At 50.1% G+C, this 26,270-nt stretch carries 29 protein-coding genes and 4 tRNA genes; 24 read left to right on the forward strand and 9 right to left on the reverse strand.

What is annotated here, in order from left to right:
- Nucleotides 1–138: 138 nt before the first annotated feature.
- The gene (locus DAQ1742_RS04265) at nt 139–978 is read left to right on the forward strand and encodes a helix-turn-helix transcriptional regulator (protein WP_083960992.1); all 840 of its coding nucleotides are present in this window, start codon (nt 139–141) and stop codon (nt 976–978) included.
- Nucleotides 979–1,034: 56 nt separating this feature from the next.
- Here the strand turns inward: DAQ1742_RS04265 and DAQ1742_RS20455 are convergent, their stop codons facing one another.
- The gene (locus DAQ1742_RS20455; RefSeq protein WP_158513804.1) at nt 1,035–1,208 is read right to left on the reverse strand and encodes a hypothetical protein; all 174 of its coding nucleotides are present in this window, start codon (nt 1,206–1,208) and stop codon (nt 1,035–1,037) included.
- Between the two features lie 190 nt (nt 1,209–1,398).
- On the opposite strand from DAQ1742_RS20455, the gene mgtS reads away from it, so the two are divergent.
- Complete coding sequence (gene mgtS / locus DAQ1742_RS04270; protein WP_145916157.1) at nt 1,399–1,494, forward strand: protein MgtS; 96 nt, start codon at nt 1,399–1,401, stop codon at nt 1,492–1,494.
- 140 nt (nt 1,495–1,634) lie between these two features.
- Here mgtS and DAQ1742_RS04275 read toward each other — a convergent pair whose 3' ends face one another.
- Nucleotides 1,635–2,228, reverse strand: coding sequence for an ankyrin repeat domain-containing protein (locus tag DAQ1742_RS04275; protein ID WP_035340152.1), 594 nt, complete (start codon nt 2,226–2,228; stop codon nt 1,635–1,637).
- Nucleotide 2,229: 1 nt separating this feature from the next.
- On the opposite strand from DAQ1742_RS04275, the gene DAQ1742_RS04280 reads away from it, so the two are divergent.
- On the forward strand, nt 2,230–2,397 hold the full coding sequence (locus DAQ1742_RS04280; RefSeq protein WP_158513805.1) for a hypothetical protein: 168 nt from the start codon (nt 2,230–2,232) through the stop codon (nt 2,395–2,397).
- Here the strand turns inward: DAQ1742_RS04280 and katB are convergent.
- Entirely contained in the window at nt 2,353–3,843 is a 1,491-nt protein-coding gene (katB, locus tag DAQ1742_RS04285) for a catalase KatB (RefSeq protein WP_197731768.1), read from the reverse strand. The genes DAQ1742_RS04280 and katB overlap by 45 nt on opposite strands.
- A 367-nt stretch (nt 3,844–4,210) precedes the next feature.
- Nucleotides 4,211–4,984: a (S)-acetoin forming diacetyl reductase gene (locus DAQ1742_RS04290; protein WP_035340157.1), complete on the reverse strand. Its 774-nt coding sequence runs from the start codon at nt 4,982–4,984 to the stop codon at nt 4,211–4,213.
- Between the two features lie 413 nt (nt 4,985–5,397).
- Between DAQ1742_RS04290 and DAQ1742_RS04295 the strand changes: the two genes are divergently transcribed.
- The 3 genes from DAQ1742_RS04295 (at nt 5,398) to cybB (ending at nt 7,675) form a co-directional block, all read left to right on the forward strand.
- Nucleotides 5,398–6,051 carry a hypothetical protein gene (locus DAQ1742_RS04295; RefSeq protein ID WP_035340160.1) on the forward strand — a complete coding sequence of 218 codons (654 nt, stop codon included), beginning with the start codon at nt 5,398–5,400 and terminating at the stop codon, nt 6,049–6,051.
- Between the two features lie 18 nt (nt 6,052–6,069).
- Entirely contained in the window at nt 6,070–6,699 is a 630-nt protein-coding gene (locus DAQ1742_RS04300; RefSeq protein WP_035340162.1) for a LysE family translocator, read from the forward strand.
- Nucleotides 6,700–7,141: 442 nt separating this feature from the next.
- Nucleotides 7,142–7,675 (forward strand): cytochrome b561, encoded by a 534-nt coding sequence (gene cybB / locus DAQ1742_RS04305; protein ID WP_035340164.1) that lies wholly within the window; start codon nt 7,142–7,144, stop codon nt 7,673–7,675.
- Between the two features lie 154 nt (nt 7,676–7,829).
- On the opposite strand, the gene DAQ1742_RS04310 is transcribed toward cybB, so the two are convergent.
- Together DAQ1742_RS04310 and DAQ1742_RS04315 are read right to left on the reverse strand one after the other, a co-directional pair.
- The gene (locus tag DAQ1742_RS04310; protein WP_035340166.1) at nt 7,830–8,297 is read right to left on the reverse strand and encodes an SRPBCC family protein; all 468 of its coding nucleotides are present in this window, start codon (nt 8,295–8,297) and stop codon (nt 7,830–7,832) included.
- A gap of 864 nt (nt 8,298–9,161) precedes the next feature.
- Nucleotides 9,162–9,695 (reverse strand): GNAT family N-acetyltransferase, encoded by a 534-nt coding sequence (locus tag DAQ1742_RS04315; RefSeq protein WP_035340168.1) that lies wholly within the window; start codon nt 9,693–9,695, stop codon nt 9,162–9,164.
- Between the two features lie 323 nt (nt 9,696–10,018).
- Between DAQ1742_RS04315 and pncC the strand changes: the two genes are divergently transcribed.
- The 13 genes from pncC to luxS all read left to right on the forward strand — a co-directional run bounded on the left by pncC (nt 10,019) and on the right by luxS (nt 19,946).
- Nucleotides 10,019–10,513 (forward strand): nicotinamide-nucleotide amidase, encoded by a 495-nt coding sequence (gene pncC, locus DAQ1742_RS04320; RefSeq protein ID WP_035340170.1) that lies wholly within the window; start codon nt 10,019–10,021, stop codon nt 10,511–10,513.
- A gap of 139 nt (nt 10,514–10,652) precedes the next feature.
- Complete coding sequence (gene recA / locus DAQ1742_RS04325; protein WP_035340172.1) at nt 10,653–11,729, forward strand: recombinase RecA; 1,077 nt, start codon at nt 10,653–10,655, stop codon at nt 11,727–11,729.
- A gap of 88 nt (nt 11,730–11,817) precedes the next feature.
- Complete coding sequence (locus DAQ1742_RS04330; protein WP_035340174.1) at nt 11,818–12,294, forward strand: regulatory protein RecX; 477 nt, start codon at nt 11,818–11,820, stop codon at nt 12,292–12,294.
- Nucleotides 12,295–12,433: 139 nt separating this feature from the next.
- Nucleotides 12,434–15,061 carry an alanine--tRNA ligase gene (gene alaS / locus DAQ1742_RS04335; protein ID WP_035340176.1) on the forward strand — a complete coding sequence of 876 codons (2,628 nt, stop codon included), beginning with the start codon at nt 12,434–12,436 and terminating at the stop codon, nt 15,059–15,061.
- 319 nt (nt 15,062–15,380) lie between these two features.
- Nucleotides 15,381–15,566, forward strand: a complete 186-nt coding sequence (gene csrA / locus DAQ1742_RS04340) for a carbon storage regulator CsrA (RefSeq protein WP_005972168.1) — start codon at nt 15,381–15,383, stop codon at nt 15,564–15,566.
- Between the two features lie 354 nt (nt 15,567–15,920).
- Nucleotides 15,921–16,013, forward strand: a tRNA-Ser gene (locus tag DAQ1742_RS04345).
- An 8-nt stretch (nt 16,014–16,021) separates the two neighbouring features.
- Nucleotides 16,022–16,098 (forward strand) — tRNA-Arg (locus tag DAQ1742_RS04350).
- A 66-nt stretch (nt 16,099–16,164) separates the two neighbouring features.
- Nucleotides 16,165–16,241: transfer RNA gene (locus tag DAQ1742_RS04355), tRNA-Arg, on the forward strand.
- 45 nt (nt 16,242–16,286) lie between these two features.
- A tRNA-Arg gene (locus DAQ1742_RS04360) sits at nt 16,287–16,363 on the forward strand.
- Nucleotides 16,364–16,614: 251 nt separating this feature from the next.
- Nucleotides 16,615–17,181: a fructose-1-phosphate/6-phosphogluconate phosphatase gene (yqaB, locus tag DAQ1742_RS04365; protein WP_035340180.1), complete on the forward strand. Its 567-nt coding sequence runs from the start codon at nt 16,615–16,617 to the stop codon at nt 17,179–17,181.
- Nucleotides 17,178–17,600 (forward strand): YqaA family protein, encoded by a 423-nt coding sequence (locus DAQ1742_RS04370; protein ID WP_035340182.1) that lies wholly within the window; start codon nt 17,178–17,180, stop codon nt 17,598–17,600. Before yqaB ends, DAQ1742_RS04370 begins: the two co-directional genes overlap by 4 nt.
- Before the next feature lie 82 nt (nt 17,601–17,682).
- Nucleotides 17,683–19,266 (forward strand): glutamate--cysteine ligase, encoded by a 1,584-nt coding sequence (gene gshA / locus DAQ1742_RS04375; protein WP_035340184.1) that lies wholly within the window; start codon nt 17,683–17,685, stop codon nt 19,264–19,266.
- Between the two features lie 164 nt (nt 19,267–19,430).
- Complete coding sequence (gene luxS / locus DAQ1742_RS04380; RefSeq protein ID WP_035340186.1) at nt 19,431–19,946, forward strand: S-ribosylhomocysteine lyase; 516 nt, start codon at nt 19,431–19,433, stop codon at nt 19,944–19,946.
- A gap of 709 nt (nt 19,947–20,655) precedes the next feature.
- Here luxS and DAQ1742_RS04385 read toward each other — a convergent pair.
- Nucleotides 20,656–21,450: a cytochrome C assembly family protein gene (locus DAQ1742_RS04385; RefSeq protein ID WP_035340188.1), complete on the reverse strand. Its 795-nt coding sequence runs from the start codon at nt 21,448–21,450 to the stop codon at nt 20,656–20,658.
- A 171-nt stretch (nt 21,451–21,621) separates the two neighbouring features.
- Here DAQ1742_RS04385 and ffh point away from each other — a divergent pair, with 171 nt between their 5' ends.
- The 5 genes from ffh (at nt 21,622) to rplS (ending at nt 25,160) form a co-directional block, all read left to right on the forward strand.
- The gene (gene ffh, locus DAQ1742_RS04390; RefSeq protein ID WP_035340190.1) at nt 21,622–22,983 is read left to right on the forward strand and encodes a signal recognition particle protein; all 1,362 of its coding nucleotides are present in this window, start codon (nt 21,622–21,624) and stop codon (nt 22,981–22,983) included.
- Nucleotides 22,984–23,139: 156 nt separating this feature from the next.
- Nucleotides 23,140–23,388, forward strand: a complete 249-nt coding sequence (rpsP, locus tag DAQ1742_RS04395) for a 30S ribosomal protein S16 (RefSeq protein ID WP_035340192.1) — start codon at nt 23,140–23,142, stop codon at nt 23,386–23,388.
- A gap of 18 nt (nt 23,389–23,406) precedes the next feature.
- Entirely contained in the window at nt 23,407–23,955 is a 549-nt protein-coding gene (rimM, locus tag DAQ1742_RS04400) for a ribosome maturation factor RimM (RefSeq protein ID WP_035340194.1), read from the forward strand.
- 38 nt (nt 23,956–23,993) lie between these two features.
- A complete protein-coding gene (trmD, locus tag DAQ1742_RS04405; RefSeq protein ID WP_035340195.1) occupies nt 23,994–24,749 on the forward strand; it encodes a tRNA (guanosine(37)-N1)-methyltransferase TrmD in 756 nt (251 codons plus the stop codon).
- Nucleotides 24,750–24,812: 63 nt separating this feature from the next.
- A complete protein-coding gene (rplS, locus tag DAQ1742_RS04410; RefSeq protein WP_035340197.1) occupies nt 24,813–25,160 on the forward strand; it encodes a 50S ribosomal protein L19 in 348 nt (115 codons plus the stop codon).
- Between the two features lie 168 nt (nt 25,161–25,328).
- Here rplS and DAQ1742_RS04415 read toward each other — a convergent pair whose 3' ends face one another.
- Entirely contained in the window at nt 25,329–25,700 is a 372-nt protein-coding gene (locus tag DAQ1742_RS04415; protein ID WP_035340199.1) for a hypothetical protein, read from the reverse strand.
- Between the two features lie 64 nt (nt 25,701–25,764).
- Nucleotides 25,765–26,139: a DUF2799 domain-containing protein gene (locus tag DAQ1742_RS04420; protein ID WP_067486611.1), complete on the reverse strand. Its 375-nt coding sequence runs from the start codon at nt 26,137–26,139 to the stop codon at nt 25,765–25,767.
- Between the last annotated feature and the right edge of the window lie 131 nt (nt 26,140–26,270).

A 26,270-nucleotide genomic window follows, 5' to 3' on the forward strand; every position in this document is an offset into this window, starting at 1 on the left:
CCTGTGTCTCATGGTAGGCTTGCCCGCGTGCAGGCTTACGCTTCATTATGCATGTGAGTGCATGACTGTAGCCGGTGCCGGAGGCGAGGAGTGCTCCAATTGGCGCAACCTCTGTTCCATTTTCATCAGAGATACGTTATGACGCGCCATCCCGCTGTTTCTGCACCGCTCGCGGCGCAATCCAGACTGCCTGCTTTGCCTGATGCACTGGCGCACTCACACCAGATTGTCGCGCGTAACCAGTATGTGCTGCGCACGGTGGTGATGCATACCGATCTCATCGGGCTGGTGTTATCCGGCACCAAACATCTGTTGACCCCGCAAGGCCGCTGTGTGTTTGCGACCGGTGAGTATTTTATTTTACCGCGCGGCACACACTGGGATGTGGTCAATGACCCCGCGCCGCACGGGCGGTACATCGCCCGGGTGTTAAGCCTGCAACCAGAAACGATAGCCCGTTTTCATCATCAGTTCGGCCAGTTCGCCGCCTTGCCTGCTGTGCGCAGTTTTGCCCGCCTCACGCATACCGCCGTGATGCAGGAGGCTTTTTTACGGGCGGCCGACGCACTGGCTGATGAACGCTGTTCGGCGGCGTTACGTGAGCACCGGCTCATGGAGGTGCTATTGCTGTTGGCTGAACAGACCGCGACAGTGCTGGCTCCACCGGGAGCCATGAGCTGGCGTGAGCGGGTGCGGCGACTGGTGTCTCAACGCCCTTATGATGACTGGTCGGCAAGCCGGGTAGCGCAGGTACTCGCCACTACGCCTGGCACCCTGAACCGACGTCTGGCGCAGGAGTCATGCACCATCACCGCCTGTGTACGCGACACCCGGCTGGAAGCGGCAATGATGCTGTTACAGTCATCAGACCGTCCGGTTGCGGCTATCGCAAGGGATGTCGGGTATGCCTCTCACAGCAAATTTAGCGCGGCATTTCGCCGCCGTTTCGGGGTGGTGCCTTCGGCGTTACGCGACTGATGCGGTGTCACAACCGCTAACGCCAGATGACATTTTTCGGCCTTTTCTCTATGTTTTCAGATGCTTTTTGTTTTCAGGTGCTTTTTCATCTTTACAGCGAGTGATGTAGATTCGCTGGCCGTCGCTGACATTACCTGCCATTTTTTTTCATCTGCTCTACTTACCATGACGTTACCCTGATTATTGCCGTGTAACATCAATATGACCCGCTGGTTGCGAGCGCTTTTCATCCTGCACTCAGGCTTTGTTTCACCGGTGATATTAATGTTTGTTTAACTTTTGGCCGATATGATGAAGGTGTAAGCAATGCCTGATGCAGTGAAAAGGGCCGCCCCGTCCGTCAGCCTGCGGTCATTGACCTGCTGCAACGGTGGCTGGAAAGTGTGGTTTTTTTACATGATGTAACCACAGGAGGAAGTGATGTTTGAACCCGTCTCTATTTATCTTGCTGTGCTGGCTGTCATCGTCATTCCGGGGTTTCTGGCTGCATTTCTTAGCCCCAGATGGAATGACTAACCCTAAAGGGAAATGACCCGATAATGTTATCTTGCCTGCGACACTCCCCGCCAGATACGGTTGGTTCTGCGCGGGGAGTGTTCTGCTTTCAGCACCGTGGCAAGTGCCGCTGCGCAAATGGTGCGCGTTACCCGCAGAAACTAGTGCCCGCGAACATCCCCTTGCGCCAGCGTTTGTACGCTGTTACCGAAGGCATCTGTCGCGTTCATGTCGGCCCCTTTTTCCTGTAATGCGCTCAGGATTTCGCTGCGCTGAAACAGCGAGGCATACATCGCCGCCGTTTGCCCGGCATGGTTGCGCAGATTCGGGTTACATTTCGCGGCCATCAGCCGCTGGGCTATCTTGAGTTCACCTTTGAAAACAGCCCCCATCAAGGCGCTATTGCCCCGTTTATCCTGCTGGCACGGGTCTGCACCGTTGGCAAGCAGCAACGCCAGCGTGTCATCACGGCCGTGGTAGGCGGCCAGAATGACCGCGGTATAGCCTTTTTCATCCGGGGTATTGAGGTTGTAACCCGCATGGATGAACTCTTCAATCATGGCATTGTTACCGCTGCGGGCGGCATCCCATAAATAGCGGTTGAGCTGTGTCTGGAGCGCCTGCTCGTTGTCAACGGGCACGGCGACAGACGCTGTTGCCTGCGTTGGTGGCGTGAGTGCGGGCGGACTGGCGGGCAATTGCGCCAGCGCAGAGGTGAGCGCCAGCAGTAAAAGAAGGGGTAAAAGCGGTTTCATAATGATAGTTCCCTTATCATGTCTGGTGTGCTTTATCGTCCGGCTATCTGAACCGGTGTCGCCTGTAAACCATGCCATTGCGCGTTATCAGGCGAATGGCATGGCCGGGTGTGGTGGTGAGGCGTTAGTCGGTGAGCTTGCCTGCCAGCGCCTGAACTTTATCCAGTGAACCTTTGGCCACGGCGGTCAGCCGGGTGCCGTAGGTCGCATCGGCTTTGTAGAAATAGGACAGCATGATGTGTTTGCTGTCATTATCTGCTGTTGCCAGAGCAGTACCGAGACTTGTTACCAGATCATCCTGATCTTTAGCGCTATACGAACGATACAGTTCGCCGGTCTGTTTGAAATTCTGTTCTTTGTAAATTTTTTTCTGCTGAGTGGTGCCGTTTAACGGTGTCTGGCTATAACGTGCCGAAACCAGCTCTTCACGCGGATAGAGTCGGCTGGGCTGGTAGTTCACCCCTTTATTCTGGCTATGGCCACTGTTCAGGCTGCCGTCCTGATTCACATTATTGGCCGGTTTCAGCGGCGCATTAATCGGCAGGTTTAAGCCGTTTGCCCCCAGCCGATACATCTGTGTGTCGGCGTAGGAGAACAGGCGGCCTTGTAACAGGCGGTCTTCCGAGGGTTCGATACCCGGTACCAGGTTGGCTGGTGCCATAGCGACCTGTTCGGTTTCCTGAAAGACGTTATCCGGGTTTTTGTTTAACACTATCTGGCCAATTTTACGCTCCGGCACCCCAGGCCAGATTTTGGTGGCATCCAGCGGGTCAAAATCAAATTTTTGCAGATCTTGCGGGGTGATAACCTGAATATACAGATCCCATTTCGGGTAATCGCCGCGCTGAATTGCCGCCACCAGATCGTTTGTCATGTGGCTGTAGTCTTTGCCTTGCACTGCTTCGACTTGTTTCGGATCGAGGTTTTTCACACCCTGTAAGGTTTTCCAGTGGAACTTGACGTAATGGACTTCACCCTTGGCGTTCACCAGTTTATAGGCATGTACGCCGTTACCCTCCATATTGCGGTAGCTGGCTGGCGTTCCTTCATTGGAGTAAAGCAGCGTTAAGGTGCGGATGGACTCCGGCACATGGGAGAAAAAGTCAAAGCGGCGGCTGTCATCATCCAGATTGGTGCGAGGGTCGGGTTTAAACGCGTGCACCATATCCGGGAATTTAATCGCATCGCGGATAAAAAAGGTGGGGAAGTTGTTACCTACCAGATCCCAATTCCCTTGTGAGGTGTAGAACTTGGTGGCAAAACCGCGTGGGTCACGCAGCGTTTCTGGCGAATGGTTACCGTGCACGACGCTTGAAAAACGCACAAACACCGGCGTTTTACTGCCTTTTTTAAACACGTCGGCGACGCTTAACGCTGAGATGTCCTCGGTGGCGGTGAACTCACCATGAGCACCGGTTCCCCGCGCATGCACGACGCGTTCAGGAATGCGTTCCCGGTCAAAACGCTGCAATTTTTGCAAAAGCTGCACATCTTGTAACAGCACCGGGCCGTTGGGGCCTGCGGTTTGCGAGTTTTGGTTATCACCGACCGGTGCACCGTTATCTCGCGTCAGGGTGTCTGCCTGCACGGCGCTGGCAACCAGCAGTGAAATCATCGCAGCCAGTGGTTTTTTCCAGCGGTTAATCAAGGGAATAGCGCGTTGAATGCTCATAACTTTCCTCATCTTCCATGTCATTGAACAACAATAGGATTGGGTTATTGCTGTGGGTCCATTTTTATTACACGTACCTAACGTCATCAGCAGAAAATCTGTGTTATCGCCATCAGGCGAGATGACAACAGCGTTACTGTAGCGGTTTTATTGGCACAGAGAATGGCTGTTGTTTCTATTGAATTAATAGGCATACCCTGAGTAGGGTAAAGGCAAGAACAGTGAGCCAGCCCACAGACAACATACCGGATAACACCATCGGTAGTGGCCCGAGCAGGTGACAGGGCGGGGGAGCCCCCACCCGATAGGGTTAATTAAATACCATTCCGCCGTCAATCAGCAGGGATTGGCCAGTCATATAGTCAGAGTCCGGGCTGGCAAGATAAGAGACACACGCGGCCACGTCTTGCGGTTCAGACAGGCGGCCGAGGGTGATGCGTTTGGCGAATTCCGCTGTGCCATAACCCAGAGGCTTACCGGCGGCTTCTGAGATTTGACGGTCTATCTCCGCCCACATCGGGGTGTTGACGATGCCAGGGCAATACGCATTGACCGTAATACCGAGCGGAGCCAGGTCACGAGCGGCCGTCTGCGTCAATCCGCGTACGGCGAATTTGCTGGAGCTGTAGACCGCCAGTTCCGGGTTGCCAACATGGCCGGCTTGTGACGCGGCATTAATGATTTTTCCGCCGTGCCCCTGTGCCTTAAACGCTTCCACAGCCGCCTGAATACCCCAGATGACCCCTTTAACGTTAATGTTGTATACCTTATCAACAATTTCTGGCGTGATGTCTTCAATCAGCGTTGTCGGGGCTATGCCAGCGTTATTGACGATGACATCAAAGCTGCCCAACTGCTGGCGAGCGTGGCGTACCGCCTCAAAGACGTGCTCGCGTTCGGCAACATCTGCCGTGAGCGCGATGGCGCGGCCCCCCTGCTGTGTTATCTCCCGTGCCACCTGACCTGCGGTATCACCGTTATAGTCGACGACAGCGACGGCAAAGCCATCTTTTGCCAGCCGGTGAGCAATCGCCCGGCCAATACCCTGACCTGCGCCTGTGACCAACGCGACTTTCTGTTTCATAACCTGCTCCTGTGTTGTGAATGAGTATGGGGTTGATTTGCAGGCTAGCGCGCTGTCACAGGAATGGAAACTTATAGTAAATATCGAAAACTATCAGTTTAATAGATTAACTTTTTAGTATTAAAAACAAATGTACTCATTAACACTGCCATTCTTTTTTAGATAAGAGAGGTTATCTGTAAAAGCAAACCGGGCTAAATATCCAGTGAAAAAGCATGCGGTGGATAACGGAAAAAAACCTGTCAGGATAGGGTAAGTTGTCAAGGTACAAGGGCGGAGTGATAATCGTCATATGCCCGCTGATGTGGATGTCAGCCATTATTCACTCGGTTGCTGTATTGTTATTGGTGTATTATTTTTTTGTTTCTTACGTCTGATGTCTTGCCGCTGAAGACCTGTAAAAGCCGGAAACCATGAGCTATATCGATACCATCAAACACGAGCTGGTGGGTTTTTTGAATGGATTGCCCATCTACCATCCTCTTGAAGACGTGACGGATTCTCCCTGGGGGGCGGAGGATTTCTCCTGCACACCGGAGAACCTGATTATTGGGGGCGGTGCGGGTGAACATCCGGCACTGGTCATCCATCAACTTGGGGCATTGGTCGCCTCTTATCTGCTGCTTTGCCTGCAAAAACACAATGAATTTTTTCCCGATCAACCTGACCCGTTGCCTGCCTTGTCGGTTGACCGGCTGTTTGAAATGTCAGAGCGCCAGCGACCGCTGGAGTTCTGTGGCTGGTCAATGAACCATGTCAAAGAGTTCGTCAATCTGGCGTGCTCGCCGCTGCATCCGAATCCGCTAGCGGAATCGGGGAGTGCCGAAGAGTGGGTGGAACACTCTATTGGGGAGTTTGTTTACTATTCGCTGCCGGAATTAAACCCGCTGGATGCTGAAATTGCCTCACTGCCCGGCATGGGGACCTGGTTTCCCGGTTACTGGATGTGCAATGTGACCTGTCCGCCGCCAAATTATGTCAAAACCCGCAAGCAGTCGCTGTTGTCGGGTGCGTTTCAGGAACACGGCTTTTTCCGCTGGGACTACCACTACCCGCCGCAAGAATAATCGCACTCAGGAGAAGAGATGCTCAGTGTCTCGCAGTTATTGCCGTTTGCCGCTATTGCTTTGGGTCTGGTATTAACGCCTGGCCCTAATATGGTCTATCTGATTTCTCGCACCGTGTGTCAGGGCCGGCGTGCGGGCCTGATATCACTGGCCGGAGTGGGGCTGGGGTTTTTGTTTTACATGCTGGCTGCTGCGTTAGGGATTACCGCGATAGTGATGGCTGTACCCATGGCCTATGATGCCCTGCGCATTGCCGGGGCGGTTTATTTGTTGTGGCTTGCCTGGCAAGCGCTGCAAGGTGGGGGTTCCCCTTTTCAACTGCGCACGCTGCACCCCGATAGTGATCGCCGCCTGTTTTTCATGGGGTTGGTCACAAACTTGTTGAACCCCAAAGCCGCTGTACTCTATTTATCGCTATTGCCACAGTTTATTCACCCGGAACAGGGGGCGGTGCTGGTGCAGTCTCTCACGCTTGGGTTGACTCAAATTATCATCAGCATGTCGGTAAATGCCACACTGGTGATGATGGCGGGATATATCGCGGTTTTTCTGGCCGCCCGCCCTCGCTGGCAGCAGCTTCAGCGCTGGCTAATGGGCACGGTTCTGGCCGCGCTGGCAACACGGATACTGATGGAGGGAAGGCGCTGATCCTCCCTCCGTCTGCGTTGTCCGGTAAGTGTGACGGCCATCAAATTCGACTTACAACCTGCGAATCAACCTTACTGACGGATGACAGTTCTATACACAGCAACTGGTAATGTTTGTCTCAACCCTTGTTGATGTTGTGTTATTCATCCCTGTCAGAGAATTGTTATGTTTCCCGCCCACTCCGGCGGGATTTTTTTTGCCCGTAAGCGGGATTCACCACTACTAAGGTGAAAAACTAATGCTGGCTTAATATTGTGAAATTAAGCTAGCGGTGTTTTGGCTGCGCTGATTCTCGCTGGCGTAGAGGAGCTCTTGTCGCAGGGTTTCGGCAGGCAGACGAGAACTCAATCGGTTGGCATTCCCCGTCACCTGCGGTATAGAGGTGGGGGAAGATGTTTTTTGTACGTTCATATGTTGTACGTTTATACAGAGAGGGAATTCCATGAAGACCAAATACCACTCATCTCAGATTGCATTGCACTGGTTAATGCTGCTGCTGGTGATTATCACTTATGCTGCGATGGAGTTACGTGGTTTTACGCCACGAGGAAGCAGTGCCCGTGCGCTGATGTCTGCCACCCACTATAGCTGTGGGGTAGCGGTATGGGGGCTGATGATTTTACGGGTTGTCATCCGCTTTATTTACCCGACGCCGCCGATTACGCCGCAACCCGGACGGCTGGTTTCTATTGCCTCCCATGCTGTGCATGGCTTTTTGTACCTGATGTTTTTGGCCTTGCCGCTGCTTGGCGTGTTGTCGATGTACTACCGTGGCATTGAGTGGTCAGCTTTTGGTATTGCCATGCCGGTTGCTGTCGAAACCCATGATGACATGGCCCATACGTTAAAAGAAATCCATGAACTCCTGGCTAATCTTGGATACTTTTTGGTCGGGATACATGCAATAGCGGCGCTGTACCACCATTATGTGGTGCGTGATGACACCTTATTGCGCATGATGCCGGGCAAAAAATAGGCCATACACTGCCAGCTCAGGTTGCGGTACTCATAACAGGCGATGGCATCACCATCGCCTGTTGTTCTTTTTCGCCTTCACCTTTTGGTGAGCCGTGAGGCTTTCTTCGACGTAAACGGTGACTTGGGGGCTGACTGTCAGCGCTGAAGGTGGGCTACGTCCCCGGTTCTGAATGACTATGCTCGGCCATATCGCGAAAACGTAACAGCGTTTTATGTAGCATCTCTTTTGGCAACAGCTGAAACATCTGGCTCAAGGTTCTGCCAAAAAATCCCCCAGGAGGCGCGAAGCGGATGCTGAGTGTCACCTCTGTGCCACCGTGCTCACTTATCGGACGAAATGTCAGTCGACCATCATTAGGGATCCTGGCTCCCGGCAGCGAGTGCCAATAAATGAACTGGCCCGGTTGCTCGTCCATAATCCGCGCCCGCCATTCAATATATTGCCCGAGAGGGGCTTTCATCCGCCACAGTGAGTCGGTGTAATTGATGATGTCGATGTGTGCGACATGATCCATCAGCACAGGCAGTGTTTTGGGATCACGCCAGAGATCGAAAAGCAGCGAAGCCGGTTGTGGAATAAACAGACTGCTGCTGATGTTATCCGTAAACCGATCCGCCATGCCTGTGGTGGGTATAAAAGGTGGCAAGTGCTGCTTCTCCTTATCACTGTTTAGCGGGTGACCCGCTATGTAAGGTGTTACGCATGAATATCCTGGCTGAATGGCGCGTAAACCGTATCGGATGATGTCAGGCGTTTTAGGAAAGTTTACGTGATGCCTGTGGTCTGCTGCAAATGTCGCATGAATAAACGGGTTGTCAGCATGAAGAAAAAAGCGCCATAGCATGACGGGGGCAATCAGGCGTGCGATCGCAAAAGTGAAGAATAATCAGCGATAGCCGGGAAAATGCCAGAGTATCTGTTACACTTCTAATCAGTGTTATTGACTGTCGTGCCATGTTATTTAGCAAGAAATATATTTTCGACTTTATTCTCGTTAGGCCCATCGGATGATGGGCTTTTTTTTATGCCAATAAATATCATAATGATAATAAACAGAGGGATTATCATGTGGTTTTTTATTAATTTATCATTGTGCCATCTTTCTTACGTAAATAATGGGTTTGAGTTTATTAATTAAGGTTGGTTTAATCTATGTCATGTATTGTTGTTATCAAGACATCCTCTCTAACGCGTCAAACACCAGGGTAGTGCTTCATTATTATTATAAGTTTACGCCCACCGAAAGGTGGGCTTTTTTTTATTTTATTTGTATGTGATTTTATAAAAATAGTGATTTTTTATTTTTCCTAATGTTGGCTTAATCTTTATATCATAGTATTTATCTCAGGCGGTGAAAGCCGCCAACCTGTGTCTTCAGGATGCTTCATGCCAGAGAATAGTGTCTTTTGCCCACCCTCGCGGTGGGCTTTTTTTTGCGGTGAAATATGAGGATCTTTCCCAATAAATTGATATTAAATGGATTTTAATTTTTAACTTGTCGTGGCTTTAATACTAAAGCCCATTTCTGTGTATTATTCTGCGTATTATCAGTAATGGTCACTTGGGGTATTGTTGATGGGGGGCTTATTATTGCATGTGGTAACGTACTCTTATCGAGATTAAAACCCAGTTTCTTATATAACCGAATGGCACGAACATTATCTGCGTTAACCATTAATGAGAGCCGGGATACCTGATTTGTTGCATCATTAATTAATGAACGCATAAGCCGCTCGGCTGCACCGCTCCCACGCAGACTGGTGCTGAGATAAACACTACAAACCACCCCTTCATCTGGCGACGGCATATAAAATGCGGCAATACCACTTAATTCATCATCGGGTACAAAAATACCCCAGACCTGATGATTTCTCAGACGGGAGAGGAAATAATCATCGCTTTCTGCCTGTTCTTTTTCCCACCGGCTACCAAACGCGGCCGGGGACAGTCGCAACCCTTCAAGCCGTATGCGGCGAAATTCGCTCAAGTCGGCAGTCGTGAGCTTACGAATCTGCATGGAGCCTTACTCCGTGTGCTACATCAACAAGGGGGTAGTCATAACATTGCTGTAACCGGCACCACAAGCACATCAGGCATAAAAAAAGCCCCGAGGCGGGGCATGCATGTCGTAAAACGCTATCGCCGTTATTGTTGTCTGTCACACGTTATATTGGCTCATTACCGATAATACGGCAGGTAAATCTTTTATGTTGCGTGTTGCCTCGCATTCCCGACAAACACTCCAGTGATAATAGCAAAAAGGCTACCCTGCCAGATCGGTGGTTCATTATGATGATGGGCCATCGGCCTTGCGGGCTAGCCCATTTGAGGAAACGAGAGATGACTGAGGCAGAAATAGAGATAAAGCAATTGAGCAGGCAGGTCGGCGAGCGTCTAAACGCCAGACGGGAAAAAATCACCTGTGCAGAATCATGTACCGGTGGCTGGCTGGCGAAAGCCATAACGGATATCGCCGGTAGCTCGGCCTGGTTTGATTATGGTTTTGTCACTTACAGTAATCAGGCAAAACAGGACTTGATCGGCGTGCAGCCTCAGACGTTGGCTCAGTACGGTGCTGTCAGCCAAAATGTGGTTGCTGAAATGGCAGCGGGAGCACGACACCGTGCCAGAGCAAATATTGCCGTGTCGATAAGCGGGATCGCCGGGCCTGATGGGGGAACGCCAGACAAGCCGGTGGGAACCGTGTGGTTTGGCTTTGCAACGGATTCGGCTGACGTGGCGACCTGCGTTATGCAATTTAAGGGCGATCGCGATGCGGTCAGGCTACAGGCGGTGGCATTTGCCCTGACGTTCCTGCTGGAACACTTTTTATAAAAATGGGCTTGATGCTGTATGCGTATACAGTATAATGCGTTTCATCAGTTCGTAATGTATGAATCGGCAACTGCGTGAAAACCACACAGATTTTTCGGTAAAACGCAGCACAATGCGATAGCGCGCGACAGGAGTAGAAATGGCTATTGATGAGAACAAACAAAAGGCTCTGGCGGCAGCGCTGGGTCAGATCGAAAAGCAATTCGGTAAAGGTTCTATCATGCGTTTGGGTGAAGACCGCTCAATGGATGTTGAAACTATCTCTACGGGTTCTTTGTCGCTGGATATCGCTTTGGGCGTGGGCGGTCTGCCGATGGGACGTATTGTTGAGATTTATGGCCCAGAGTCTTCGGGGAAAACAACGCTGACCTTGCAGGTTATTGCGGCTGCCCAGCGTAAAGGCAAAACCTGCGCGTTTATTGATGCAGAACATGCGCTTGATCCTATCTATGCGAAAAAACTGGGCGTAGACATCGATAATCTATTGTGTTCTCAGCCAGATACCGGTGAGCAGGCGTTGGAAATCTGTGATGCGCTGGCTCGCTCCGGTGCCGTGGATGTCATTATTGTTGACTCCGTCGCAGCGCTGACACCGAAAGCGGAAATTGAGGGTGAAATTGGTGACTCTCACATGGGGCTGGCAGCACGCATGATGAGTCAGGCAATGCGTAAACTTGCCGGGAATCTTAAACAGTCCAATACGTTACTGATTTTTATCAACCAGATCCGCATGAAGATCGGGGTGATGTTTGGTAATCCTGAAACCACGACCGGTGGGAATGCGTTGAAGTTCTATGCTTCCGTACGTCTTGATATCCGCCGCATTGGTGCCATCAAGGAAGGGGAAGAGGTTGTTGGCAGTGAAACCCGCGTCAAAGTGGTGAAAAACAAAGTCGCCGCCCCGTTCAAACAGGCGGAGTTCCAGATTCTGTACGGTGAAGGGATTAACACTTACGGTGAGCTGGTTGATCTTGGCGTTAAGTTCAAGCTGATTGAAAAAGCCGGTGCCTGGTACAGCTATAATGGTGACAAAATAGGTCAGGGTAAGGCGAATGCCTGTAATTTCTTGAAAGAGAACACGACTATTTGTGCTGAGCTTGATAAAAAATTACGAGAGCTGTTGCTAAACAAAGGTAATGAGCTGGTACCGACTGTCGCTGGTGATGTGGCTGAATACAATGCAGAAGCAGGTAGCGACGTTAATGATGATTTTTAATTCATCATCCGCTGTGTCTGTCATCAATGTCTGAGTGATGTTCACTGATGAAAAACGTACTGCCGGGGTATTTATTTAAGTGACAGGTATGTCGAAAATACTGCGTTATGCAATGAATGTGCTGGCAGTACGAGATCATAGTGAACGAGAACTACGTCGTAAAATGGCCGTCTATGCGCAGTCGGCATATGACAGTGCTGATACAGAGCCGGGTGCATTGAACGAACAAGTGGAGCACGTTTTGACCCACTGTCGTCAGCAAGGGTGGTTAGATGATCACCGTTATGCCTGTCGTTATATTACCAGTCGTTGCCGTAAAGGTTATGGGCTACAGCGCATTGTTGCTGAACTGAATCAGCGAGGGATTGATAAGTCAACACAACATCTGGCAGTCATATCATGTGATATCGACTGGCAATTACAGGCTAAAACTGTCGCAAGCCGTAAATTTGGCACCACTCTGCCGACCGACTGGTCATCACGTCTCAAAGTGCAGCGCTACTTGCTTTATCGTGGTTTTTCTCACGATGACATTCAGTCGATGTATATGAATTTTTCCGATTGAACGCATACGGGATTTTACTTCCCACCTAAGAAAATTTATCTTATTCCCACTTTTTTGTTCGCGTTTGGCTTGGTCGCATCAGCATGCTGCATCCGCCTTGCCCGCGACTGTTCTTTTCGCTTCATTAATCGGGACAATTATGAGCAAGAGCACCGCTGAGATCCGTCAAGCGTTTCTCGATTTTTTTCATAGTAAAGGACATCAGGTTGTCGCCAGTAGCTCTCTGGTGCCCAACAACGATCCCACCTTGCTGTTTACTAATGCCGGGATGAACCAGTTCAAGGATGTATTCCTGGGGCTGGATAAACGCAACTATGCGCGGGCTACCACCTCTCAGCGCTGCGTTCGTGCTGGCGGCAAGCATAACGATTTAGAGAATGTTGGCTATACCGCTCGTCACCACACATTCTTTGAGATGCTGGGTAATTTCAGTTTCGGCGATTATTTCAAGCGAGACGCCATTGCTCATGCCTGGGAACTATTAACCAGCCCGCAATGGTTTAGTTTGCCGAAAGAAAAGCTTTGGGTCACGGTCTACGCTACCGATGACGAAGCTTATGACATTTGGGCCAATGAAGTCGGGGTGCCTCGCGAGCGCATTATCCGCATTGGTGATAACAAAGGTGCCCCCTATGCGTCAGATAACTTCTGGCAAATGGGTGACACGGGTCCTTGCGGCCCTTGCTCTGAGATTTTCTACGATCACGGCGATCACATTTGGGGTGGGCCGCCAGGAAGTCCGGAGGAAGATGGCGATCGTTATATCGAAATCTGGAACCTGGTGTTCATGCAGTTCAACCGTCAGGCTGACGGAACGCTGTTGCCGCTACCGAAGCCTTCGGTAGACACGGGGATGGGGCTGGAACGTATTTCAGCTGTCTTACAGCATGTGAACTCCAACTATGAAATTGACCTGTTCAAGACGCTTATCGCTCAGGCAGCCAGGGTTGTCGGCACCGATGACCTGAATAATAAATCGTTGCGAGTGATTGCCGACCATATTCGTTCTTGTGCTTTTCTGATTGCCGATGGCGTGATGCCATCGAACGAGAACCGTGGCTATGTACTGCGTCGTATTATTCGCCGTGCTATCCGTCATGGGAACATGCTGGGAGCGAAGGATACGTTCTTCTACAAACTGGTTGAAACCCTGATAGAGGTGATGGGGCCTGCTGCGGAAGAACTTAAACGCCAGCAGACTCAGGTTGAGCAAGCGCTTAAAAATGAAGAAGAGCAGTTTGCCCGGACTCTGGAACGTGGTCTGTTGTTGCTGGATGAAGAAATCAAGCAACTTAAAGGCGATACACTGAGTGGTGAAGCGGCTTTCCGTCTCTATGATACCTATGGTTTCCCGGTGGATTTGACAGCCGACGTATGCCGCGAGCGCAATCTTAAGGTTGATGAAGCCGGTTTTGAGCGTGCGATGGATGAGCAGCGTCAGCGTGCGCGCGAGGCCAGTGGGTTCGGTGCCGACTACAACAGCCTTATCCGCGTTGAATCTTCAACATCGTTCTCAGGATACGAACGTACTGAGCAAGCATCGCAAGTGGTTGCGCTTTATCGTCAGGGCGAGTTGGTTGAAGAAGTCCTGGCGGGTGAAGATGCTGTCGTCATCCTCAATGAGACGCCATTTTATGGTGAGTCCGGTGGTCAGGTAGGCGATCAGGGGCTGTTGTTGTCGGCGTCGGTTCGTTTTTCGGTGACAGATACCCAAAAATATGGCCAGGCAGTTGGGCATATCGGTAAACTAGAACAAGGCGTGCTGCGCGTTGGGGATAGCCTGAATGCCGTTGTCGATCAGGTTCGTCGCGATCGCATTCGCCTTAATCACTCAGCCACACACCTGCTGCACGCAGCGCTGCGTCAGGTGCTGGGTGAACATGTCGCGCAGAAAGGTTCGCTGGTCAATGACAACTATCTTCGTTTTGACTTCTCTCATCCTGAAGCGATGAAGCCCGTCCAGATTCGCCAGGTTGAAGATATTGTCAACACCCAGATCCGTCAAAACCTGCCGATAGAGACGCAGGTTATGGCTCTGGATGCCGCCCGTGAAAAAGGCGCGATGGCGCTTTTTGGCGAAAAGTATGACGACCGGGTACGTGTGCTGTCGATGGGCGAGTTTTCGATAGAACTGTGCGGTGGCACCCATGCTCAGCGTACTGGTGATATCGGATTGTTCCGTATTACCTCTGAGTCGGGTACAGCTGCGGGTGTGCGTCGTATAGAAGCGGTAACCGGTGAAGGGGCTATTGCAGCATTGCATCATCAGAGTGACGTGTTGCAGGAAGTGTCGCAACTGGTGAAAGGAGACAGCCATACATTAGCAGAGAAAGTTCGCGTGTTGCTGGAGCGGGCGCGCGGCCTTGAGAAGGAGTTACAGCAGCTAAAAGAGCAGCAGGCTGCACAGGAAAGCTCTTCTCTGTCAGGTAAGGCAAAAGAGGTGAAAGGCGTCAAATTATTAGTGACGCAACTTAGCAATGTCGAGCCTAAACTATTGAGAACGATGGTCGACGACCTGAAGAATCAACTGGGTTCCGCTATCATTGTGCTTTCAACCATCGCTGATGATAAAGTCAGCCTGATTGCTGGCGTCACCAAAGAATTGACCGACCGAGTGAAAGCAGGTGAGCTTATCGGTTTTGTCGCAAACCAGGTTGGTGGTAAGGGCGGTGGCCGTCCCGATATGGCGCAGGCAGGTGGAAATGATGTCGATGCGTTGCCATCAGCACTAGCCAGCATTGAAGCCTGGGTCGCGGATAAGCTATAAATACTTAACAGATGTTATCGCGGCAAAAACGCCATGACTGTAAGTGGTTTTGGCGTTTTTGGCCTGCGGTAAGGATGCCGTAAACAAGGCTGCGCCGCTGATACGTTGGGTTTCCCAAAGATGCTGTATGATGGCAGCCAGGTTGTGATAACAAAAAACGCAAGCTGTCTTATATCGACTAAACTGAACATCAGTAACAAACAATGAGTGCGATGATGAGATGTTTTTGTCATCCAGGTTTACGTTTTCCCCAGGCATGATGGATAATGATGGGAGAACGCAGAGACCTGACTCTTTATAATCTTTCAAGGAGCAAAGAATGCTTATTTTGACTCGTCGAGTTGGCGAAACCCTCATGATTGGCGATGAGGTTACGGTTACCGTACTAGGAGTAAAGGGCAATCAGGTTCGTATTGGTGTCAATGCACCGAAAGAAGTCTCTGTACACCGTGAAGAGATTTACCAGCGTATTCAGGCAGAAAAATCTCAGCCTACGTCTTATTGATTGAATGGCGTCTCGTATTGGCGAGGCGCTGTTGCCATTCAGGCAACTGTGCCTGAGCTTAAGCATTTCTCTTTTCCTTGTCTGATATGCCTATCCCCCCAATATTTTCCTGTTGTTTCTATTCTCGTGATTATCTTCACGGCATTTTATTTCCACGGTGTTATAGAAATAACTGATTGTTTTACTGATGGTAAAATGTGCTTTTTGCTGTAAATCTACTCTTGTTGGGTGTGAAGTGTGCAAATGAGTTCGAACTCGGAAAAATTGTTTGACTTATAAGACCGGGAAAGTAATATGTGCGCCACGCAGACAGGTGAGCGCTAGTGAAAAAGATTAGCAACCACAAGTCAGGATGGTGAGGTGGCCGAGAGGCTGAAGGCGCTCCCCTGCTAAGGGAGTATGCGGTCAAAAGCTGCATCGAGGGTTCGAATCCCTCCCTCACCGCCATTAAATATGCATCCGTAGCTCAGCTGGATAGAGTACTCGGCTACGAACCGAGCGGTCGGAGGTTCGAATCCTCCCGGATGCACCATTTAATGCAATGCTAAGCGTAACAGACAAATGTTTTATAAAAGAAGTTATCAGTACGTCGTGAAATGCATCCGTAGCTCAGCTGGATAGAGTACTCGGCTACGAACCGAGCGGTCGGAGGTTCGAATCCTCCCGGATGCACCATCAAAATGCTGTTTATCCTCTTTTCAGTCCAAAAATTTAATCAATGCATCCGTAGCTCAGCTGGATAGAGTACTCGGCTACGAACCGAGCGGTCGGAGGTTCGAATCCTCCCGGATGCACCATTAATCGTTCCTTGTTCACTTCCCATCAGATCAGAACAATCACCCATTCCATCTGTCCTATCATTCGCTCCATGATTCACCTCACGCCCTATAGATAGCGTGAATTCATACTATCGATTCTCATCATGATGTTAACGTACTCCGATAAAGTACAGCTTATTCAGCTGTTTTTTATGGGGTTATTGAGTGAGCGACAACCTTTTGACTTTGCGATACAGTAATTGCCTACTTTCGGCAAGCATGGAGTCATGATGTACGATCGCTATCAGGGCCTCATTTTTGATATGGATGGCACGATTCTGGATACCGAACCAACCCATAATCAGGCCTGGCAACAAGTGCTGTCAAAATATGGAATGCGTTACGACAGGGAGGCGATGGCCGCATTAAATGGTGCGCCAACCTGGAAAATTGCGCAGGCGATTGTGGCGCATCACCAGTCTGATGTGGATCCCCAGCGTTTGGCGGCAGAAAAGGCGGTACTCGCTGATGTGATGCTGATGGATACGGTAAAACCTCTTCCTTTGATTGATGTCGTTAAAGCTTACCATGGTCGCCGTCCTATGGCTGTGGGGACGGGCAGCACCCGTTATCTTGCAGAACGCTTGCTTCGCCATTTGGGGTTGCGTGACTATTTTACTGCTGTGGTTGGTGCAGACGATGTGCTAGAGCACAAGCCTTTTCCTGACACCTTTTTACGCTGCGCCACGTTACTTCGGGTTAATCCTGCTGATTGTGTTGTCTTTGAAGATGCTGATTTCGGTTTACAGGCGGCCAGCCGCGCAGGCATGGACGTGATTGATGTAAGAACACTGTGACTGACTTTTGGGCGGCATTTTCCCTATTCTGGAGCAGTTTTCTCAGCGCGACCTTGCTGCCAGGGAGCTCTGAAGTGGTGTTGATTGCGCTGCTATTAGGGAGCCAGGCTCAATCCTGGGTGCTGATTGTGGTTGCGTCAGCAGGCAATACGCTTGGAGGACTGACCAATATCGTGATAGGTCGACTGTTGCCTGAGTTAAAACCGCAAACGGGGCTGGATACTGCCCGCCGCTGGTTGCAGCGCTATGGTTGTGCTGCGTTATTACTGAGCTGGGTTCCCGTCATCGGTGATGTGCTATGTGTTCTGGCAGGGTGGCTTAGAATGCCCTGGATGAGCACGATACTGTGTATCTTGATTGGAAAAGTGCTGCGTTATCTGGTTGTCGTTGGCCTGACTCTGAAATGGGGGATGGGGTAAGCGTTGTAATTGCAGTTGTTGGCCCCATATACCCTCCATTATTCTTATTAACATGACTATCTATTTATAGCGGGAGGTCAATTTGATCCCTGACGTATCACATGCGCTATCCTGGCTGGAAATGCATCCCCAAGCGATAAAAGGGATCCAGCGAGGTATTGAGCGTGAAACACTGCGTGTAATGGCAAACGGCCATCTGTCAAAATCGGGACATCCAGAGTCATTGGGCGCAGCCTTGACCCACCCCTGGATTACGACAGATTTTGCCGAAACATTGCTGGAGTTTATTACTCCGGTTCACAAGGACATTGACCAGTTACTGGCTTTTTTGCGCGATATTCATCGCCATGTAGCGCGTCATCTTGGTGATGAGCGGATGTGGCCGCTGAGTATGCCTTGTTTTATTGAGGCTGAAGAAGCGATTGAGTTGGCGCAGTATGGTTCTTCCAATATCGGGCGTTTTAAAACGCTATATCGCGAAGGGTTAAAGAACCGCTATGGCGCATTGATGCAGACGATTTCCGGCGTGCATTATAATTTCTCTTTGCCGCTGGCATTCTGGCAGGCGCGCACGGGAATTACCGATGCCATGGAGGGGAAAAAGGCTATTTCTGCCGGATATTTTCAACTGATCCGGAACTATTATCGTTTTGGCTGGGTGATCCCGTACTTGTTTGGTGCCTCTCCGGCCATCTGTTCTTCTTTCTTGCAAGGCAAAGAGACGCACTTGCCATTTGAGCGCTCGCAAAAAGGCATGCTCTATTTGCCTTATGCCACATCACTGCGGTTAAGCGATCTGGGTTATACCAATAAATCTCAAAGTAATCTCGGTATCACCTTTAACAACCTTGAAACTTACGTGGCAGCGCTTAAGCGTGCGATTCAGACGCCATCGCAAGAGTATGCCCGCATCGGTTTAAAGCGCGGTGAGCATTATCTGCAACTGAATACGAATGTGTTGCAGATAGAAAATGAACTCTATGCGCCGATTCGCCCGAAACGGGTGACCCATCCTGGTGAATCACCTTCAGATGCATTGTTGCGTGGGGGTATTGAGTACATTGAAGTCCGCTCGCTGGACATCAACCCGTTCTCTCCAACCGGGGTGAGTGCCGAGCAGGTGCATTTCCTTGACCTGTTCCTTATCTGGTGTGCGCTGGCTGATGCGCCCGAAATGACCGAGGAAGAACTGCTCTGTACGCGTAAAAACTGGAACCGGGTGATTCTGGAAGGACGTAAGCCCGGACAAACCGTTGGTATAGGGTGCGATACCACACGTCAGACTATTGCAGAGGTCGGGCGTGAATTATTTGCCGACTTGCGCCGGGTGGCAGAATTACTGGATAGCGAACAAGAGAAACCCACCTATCAACAGGTTTGTGACCAACTGGTTGAGGCATTTGATAACCCAGAGCTGACGTTCTCTGCCCGTGTGCTGTCTATGATGCTGGAAAGCGGCAGTGGCGGCGTTGGGTTGCGTTTGGCTGCACAATACCGTGAGCAACTGCTGCAAGAGCCGTTAGAGATATTATCTGATACCCAGTTTGTCTCTGAATGTGAGCGCTCCTGGCAGCACCAGCGCCAGCTTGAAGCAGAGGATTCGCTGAGTTTTGATGCTTATCTTGCCAGACAGTTCGCTGTCGACCGCTCATCTTCTGGCGAATAAGCAAGGCAAAAAGAAAAGGCCACCCCCATATGTGGGTGGCCAAAAGAACATCTCTGATAATAGGGATGATGATAATAAATGCGCGTCTTTCATTAGTTATGACCGGTTGCTGTAAGAAAAGTTTCCTGACAACGAAAAATAAATTTTCATGAGGAGGTGGCAATATGCCATTACTAGATAGTTTTACTGTCGATCACACACGTATGGCGGCCCCTGCTGTGCGGGTTGCTAAAACCATGACAACCCCTCATGGGGATACGATTACCGTATTTGATTTACGCTTTTGTCGTCCTAACAGCGAAATTATGCCGGAGCGCGGTATCCATACTCTGGAGCACCTGTTTGCTGGTTTCATGCGCGATCACCTCAATGGTGAGGGCGTGGAAATCATTGATATCTCTCCGATGGGCTGCCGTACAGGGTTTTATATGAGCCTGATAGGTACACCTGAAGAGTCACGCGTTGCCGCGGCCTGGAAAGCAGCGATGGAAGATGTGCTGAAAGTGACAGATCAGCGCAAAATTCCAGAGCTGAATGAATACCAGTGTGGCACTTATGCCATGCACTCCCTGGAAGAGGCGCAAGATATTGCTCGTCATACTCTTGAGCTGGGTGTTGCTGTCAATAAAAACGATGATCTGGCTCTGCCAAAAGAAAAACTGGCCGAACTGCACATTTAGTTTTCTCGCATCCAATCGTCATCGCCGCAGTGTTGCAATAAAAAAGAGAGCGTGGGCCTAATGCCGATCGGTTAAGACAAAAATGATCGGTTGAACGATCCGGCAGTTCTGCAAGAATCCGTAATCTCTCAAGGATTACGGATTTTTTACGCTTCTCAGTCAGGCTTTGGACACCATCCACCCGTTTACTCCTAAGGCGTTCGCGGCCCGTTCAGACCTCCTTTCTTCTGAACTGATTGGCCAGCGACCCGGTGAAGACGTCGTCCGGTTAATGTTTGAGAAAACACCCCTGTCTCACTGGAACAGGCTGACGCTGATGGCCGTAGATGGCACGCTATGGTGAACGCCCGACACCCAGAAAATGATGCCGCCTTCGGACGCACTTCCAATGCCGATAAATGCTCAGAGTGGCCACAACTGCGTATGGTGTGCCAGATTCTGTAAACCACTACAAGTTCATGATGGCACAGATAGCGAAAAGTCAGTTGAGCCTGTTATCGGGTGTGGCACCGGGAAAAATCCCGTGAATAATGAAAGCGATAATGGTAATGGCCCCAGGGTCGGTCCTGCCGGAACGAAGAGCACGTCATTACTCCAGAGCGGTAAAAAAGAGGCCGCAACGTTATCCGTTGCGGCCTCCTTCAAAGGCTTAACTGACAAGCATTAGAGCATGGGCTCTCTTTTTTCATCTAACACATTTCATCTCAGGTTATTGAACCAAAAAGTTTTGGATAACCCTGCTACCAAAATAAGCCAGTGTCAGCAGTATTGCGCCAATCAGATTAAAATGCACCACCCGACGACCTCGCCACCCTTCATGGTAGTGTCCCCAAAGCAGCAGGATATAGACAAACCACGCCAGCAAAGAGAACAGGGCTTTGTGCAGGTTATCCTTATTACTGAGCAGGTCATTCATGTAAATCAGGCCTGTGCACAAGGTTAACGTCAGTAAAATGACGCCTATCTGGGTAATGTGAAACATCTTGCGCTCAATGCCGAGCAAAGGCGGCATATCAGCGGTGAAACCCAGTCGCTTGGTTTTGAGCAGGTAATCCAACAACGCCAGTTGCAAGGCATACAATGCGGCTATCATCAGGGTGGCATAGGCAAATAGCGCTAACCCAATGTGCACCATCAAACCCGGCAGGGCTTCAAGATGAGTAATAAATTCGCCTGGCATGAAACTGGCGAAAGCCAGATTGATCAATGCAAATGTGTAGACGATAGGTAGCAGAAACCAGCCTCGATTACGTGAGGCCACGATAGTCATCACCGTACAGATTATCAGGCTGATGAGTGAGCCCATATTCAGCAGGCTGAGGTTCTGACCGACTTGCACATCGAAGATCCGTTGATACAACGCCACAGCATGGCAGGCCAGGGCAACAGTGGCAGAAACCACGGCAAGGCGACGATAGGCCCCATTTTTCCTCACGATACTTGGAATAATAAGCCCAAGGCTGAGGAAATAGGCCGCTAAAGCGACAATGGCGAAGGCAGACATAGCGATAGGGTATTCATACCAACTCAGTAAAATTGACGGCCAGTATAGCCTTAGTCGCCAGTGGCACCAAACCGTTATCCGTGCTGGCGCACGCAGATTGGTCTGGCTTTCGTGTTATACTTGTTGCCGTTTGCGTCGCGGTAGCGGCCCGTTTCACATTGAGCATGAGATATGTTTGAAAATTTAACCGATCGACTATCGCGCACTCTGCGCAATATCAGCGGCCGTGGGCGGCTGACGGAAGACAATATTAAAGAGACGCTGCGTGAAGTTCGCATGGCGCTGCTGGAAGCCGATGTGGCGTTGCCGGTGGTGCGTGATTTCATCAGCCGCGTGAAAGAGCAGGCGGTGGGGCATGAAGTCAATAAAAGCCTGACGCCGGGGCAAGAGTTCGTCAAGATTGTGCAAAATGAGCTGGTAGTCGCCATGGGCGAAGTCAACCAGTCGTTGAATTTGGCCGCGCAACCGCCTGCGGTCGTCTTGATGGCGGGCTTGCAAGGTGCCGGTAAGACCACCAGTGTCGCTAAGCTTGGGAAATTCCTGCGTGAGAAGCAGAAGAAAAAGGTGTTGGTGGTTTCTGCCGACGTGTATCGTCCAGCGGCAATCAAGCAGTTAGAGACGCTGGCACAAACCGTTGACGTTGATTTTTTTCCTTCTGATGCGCATGAAAAGCCCATCGATATCGTTAATCGTGCCTTGCAACATGCCAGACTCAAATTCTATGACGTGTTGTTAGTCGATACCGCAGGGCGTCTGCATGTTGATGACGCAATGATGGATGAAATCAAGCAGGTGCACGCTTCCATCAACCCGGTAGAAACGCTGTTTGTGGTTGATGCCATGACAGGGCAGGATGCAGCGAATACGGCCAAAGCTTTCAATGAAGCCCTACCGCTGACCGGGGTTATCCTGACCAAAATTGATGGTGATGCCCGCGGTGGTGCAGCGCTGTCTATTCGCCACATTACCGGTAAACCTATTAAGTTCCTGGGTGTCGGTGAAAAAACCGATGCGCTGGAGCCCTTTTATCCTGACCGTATTGCCTCACGTATTCTTGGCATGGGCGATGTGCTGTCGCTTATCGAAGAGCTGGAGAGTAAGGTTGATCGCTCTCAGGCTGAAAAGCTGGCGAAAAAACTGAAAAAAGGCGATGGGTTTGATTTAACCGATTTTCTCGATCAGCTCAAGCAAATGCGCAATATGGGCGGCATGGCCAGCATGATGAGTAAGCTACCCGGCGTGGGACAGCTTCCCGATAATGTGAAGTCACAAATGGATGACAAAGTGCTGGTACGAATGGAGGCTATTATTCATTCAATGACCCTGCAAGAGCGTGCCAGACCGGAGATTATCAAGGGTTCTCGTAAGCGTCGTATTGCGATGGGGTCAGGCATGCAGGTGCAGGACGTTAACCGTCTGCTGAAGCAGTTTGATGATATGCAGCGCATGATGAAGAAGATGAAGAATGGCGGTCTGGCTAAAATGATGCGCAGTATGAAAGGGATGATGCCACCGGGCTTTCCGGGGCGTTGAGCCTTTATGTGAAGTGGTCCGGGAAAGTAACGGCGCAAAGGCTGGGTTTTAGATTGCTTTTTGCACCAAAATGAGTAAAATCTTCGGGCTTTTTATATGACACTGGGCCCCGTTCCTCGATGGGGCCCGGTTGTTTTATTAACTAAAGAGGATGTTATGGTAACAATTCGTTTGGCACGTGGCGGCGCTAAAAAACGCCCGTTCTATCAAGTCGTTGTGACCGATAGCCGCAATGCGCGCGACGGTCGTTTCATTGAGCGCGTAGGTTTCTTCAACCCGATCGCAACAGGCAAGGCTGAAGAGCTGCGTCTGGATCTTGACCGTATCGAGCACTGGGTTGGCCAGGGCGCAACTGTTTCTGATCGCGTATCTGCGCTGATCAAAGACGCTAAAAAAGCAGCGTAATCTGTTGCGGTGGTGGCAATGAGCAAGCAACTCAGCCCGAAAATCCCGGTAAACCCGGTTGTATTGGGGAAAATGGGGTCCACGTACGGCATCAGAGGGTGGCTCAGAGTATTTTCCTCCACCGAAGACGCCGAAAGTATTTTTGATTATCAACCTTGGTTTATCCAGAACAAGGGCCAGTGGCAATCGATCGAGATCGAGAGCTGGCGGCATCATAATCAGGACCTGGTCATCAAGATAAAAAATGTTGACGATCGGGAAGCGGCGAATTTATTCACCAATTGTGAAATTGTGGTGGATTCTGCCGAATTGCCTGAGCTGGAAGAGGGCGATTACTACTGGAAGGATCTTATCGGCTGCACAGTCACCACTGTCGGTGGCTATGAACTGGGTAAAGTCATCGACATGATGGAAACCGGTTCAAATGATGTGCTGGTCGTGAGAGCCAACCTGAAAGATGCTTACGGGGTGAAGGAACGGTTAATTCCGTTTCTGACCGAACAGGTTATCAAGCATGTTGACCTGTCTACTCATCGTATTGACGTAGACTGGGATCCTGGTTTTTGAACTCTGTAAAACACGCAGTTAATGAGTGGAACGGTGTTATGTGGATTGGGGTTATCAGCCTGTTTCCTGAGATGTTCCGCGCCATTACTGATTACGGAGTCACTGGCCGGGCAGTTAAAAAAGGCCTGCTGAACGTACAGTATTGGAGTCCTCGGGACTTTGCTTACGATCGGCATCGTACCGTGGATGATCGCCCTTATGGCGGTGGCCCCGGTATGCTGATGATGGTGCAACCCTTGCGGGATGCTATCCACGCAGCAAAAGCAGCGGCAGGCGAAGGTGCCCGGGTGATTTATCTGTCACCGCAGGGCCGCAAATTAGATCAGCAAGGCGTACGTCAACTCGCAGCAAATCAAAAGATGATTTTGGTTTGCGGAAGGTACGAGGGCATTGATGAACGTGTCATTAAAACCGAAATTGACGAAGAGTGGTCAATCGGTGATTACGTTCTTAGTGGCGGTGAATTACCTGCAATGACGCTGATTGATTCAGTATCCCGGTTTATCCCTGGTGTGCTGGGTCATGAAGCTTCGGCTGAGGAAGATTCCTTTGCCGATGGATTGCTGGATTGTCCGCATTATACCCGTCCTGAAGTGTTGGAAGGCATGAATGTTCCGGCAGTGTTGCTATCGGGCAATCATGCACAAATACGCCGCTGGCGTTTGAAGCAGTCGCTTGGCCGAACCTGGCTTAGAAGACCTGAACTTCTGAAAAGCCTAGCTCTGACTGACGAGCAAGCAACGTTGTTGGCTGAATTCCAGCAGGAATATCCGTCTGAACAACATGAATATTAGGGGGACGTGACGGCGATGCCGTGCGAACCCAAATATCAGTTTACCTAGGGTAAGAGACATATTATGAGCAACATTATTAAGCAGCTTGAACAAGAGCAGATGAAGCAAGACGTACCTGCATTCCGTCCGGGTGACACCGTGGAAGTGAAGGTATGGGTCGTTGAAGGTTCCAAAAAACGTCTGCAGGCATTCGAGGGCGTGGTTATCGCAATTCGTAACCGCGGTCTGCACTCTGCATTCACTGTTCGCAAAATTTCTAACGGCGAAGGTGTTGAGCGCGTATTCCAGACGCACTCTCCGGTAGTGGACAGCATTACCGTTAAGCGCCGTGGTGCTGTACGTAAAGCCAAACTGTACTACCTGCGTGAGCGTACTGGTAAGGCTGCTCGTATTAAAGAGCGTCTTAACTAATAGCGGCTTTCGCAACATCCGAAAGCGAATAAGGGGTGGCATTGGCCGCCCCTTACTATTTTGTGAGCAATAAAACCAATAGTATCGTGGTGAGCGTCAACGAGTCTGTTGACGGTTAACATCGTTCGGCCATAGGGCTCTGTCAGTGTCTTTACGGCGTGTAGTAGATTACCAGCTCAGTGATTTTTTGCTGTCTTTCAACTCTTTCTCGTACATGAGTTTCAGTGTTGCATAGCCACACATATCGATGCGGTTGCAGTAGTTATCAATCACCTTCTTAAGCGTATCTTTACTCTCCGCGCTGGTGAGGGTTTTAAAGGCTTGCAGGTTGCTTTCTTCCATCATTCTGGCCGTTGAGGCATTGTTCATTCCGGTCACTTTCATTTCATTCTGAACACGCGTCTGAATATACTTAATGACAGAGGCCTTTTCTGCTTCAGATCCTTTGAACGTTAATGGGTCAACAAACCCGGCGGGAGCCGCCAGAGAAGTCAGCGGAAGAATAATTAACAGCGTAGCCAGTCCCAGTGTTTTTTTCATTTATGTTTATTCCTTAATCAATAAAATGTGTATCACAAAGCAAGGGGCGCGTGATTTTAGCGTATTAGCTTTTGGCTGATATATGCGTTTGATCAATAGCAGATTGCCATATTTTCCTTAATTTTTCAGTATCCTGTACGCTATCGCATCCCGAAGGGAACGGTTTTCCTGAACTGCCCCAGTTTGCCAAAGTGTCTGTATGACATAACTCCATTTGTCCGGCGCGATATCCTGCCAGGTAAGCATGGCGATCAATTTCCGGTCTGCCAGACCATTCGGATAATGTTTCATTATCTTTAACGATAGCCCCGCTGGTGGCATCGTTGTAACCGGCTTCGTACCAGAAACGGTTGCCATCGTTATTGCATGTGATGTCAGGGGCTGTCTGGCAGCCTGTAAGTGATAATATCAATGCTGTCAAAACCATCACCTTTGTCATGGTTGCTCCTTTCTGGAACGATCACTGATTGGCGTAAGGTTTCAGATATTACGCGATATTCCATTTTTCTTTAATAATTTCAATCTTCTTACTCATCATGAACTACAGCGCACTGATCCTCTGTTGAGCGT

This window comes from Dickeya aquatica, from assembly GCF_900095885.1.
GTDB classification, from domain to species: domain Bacteria; phylum Pseudomonadota; class Gammaproteobacteria; order Enterobacterales; family Enterobacteriaceae; genus Dickeya; species Dickeya aquatica.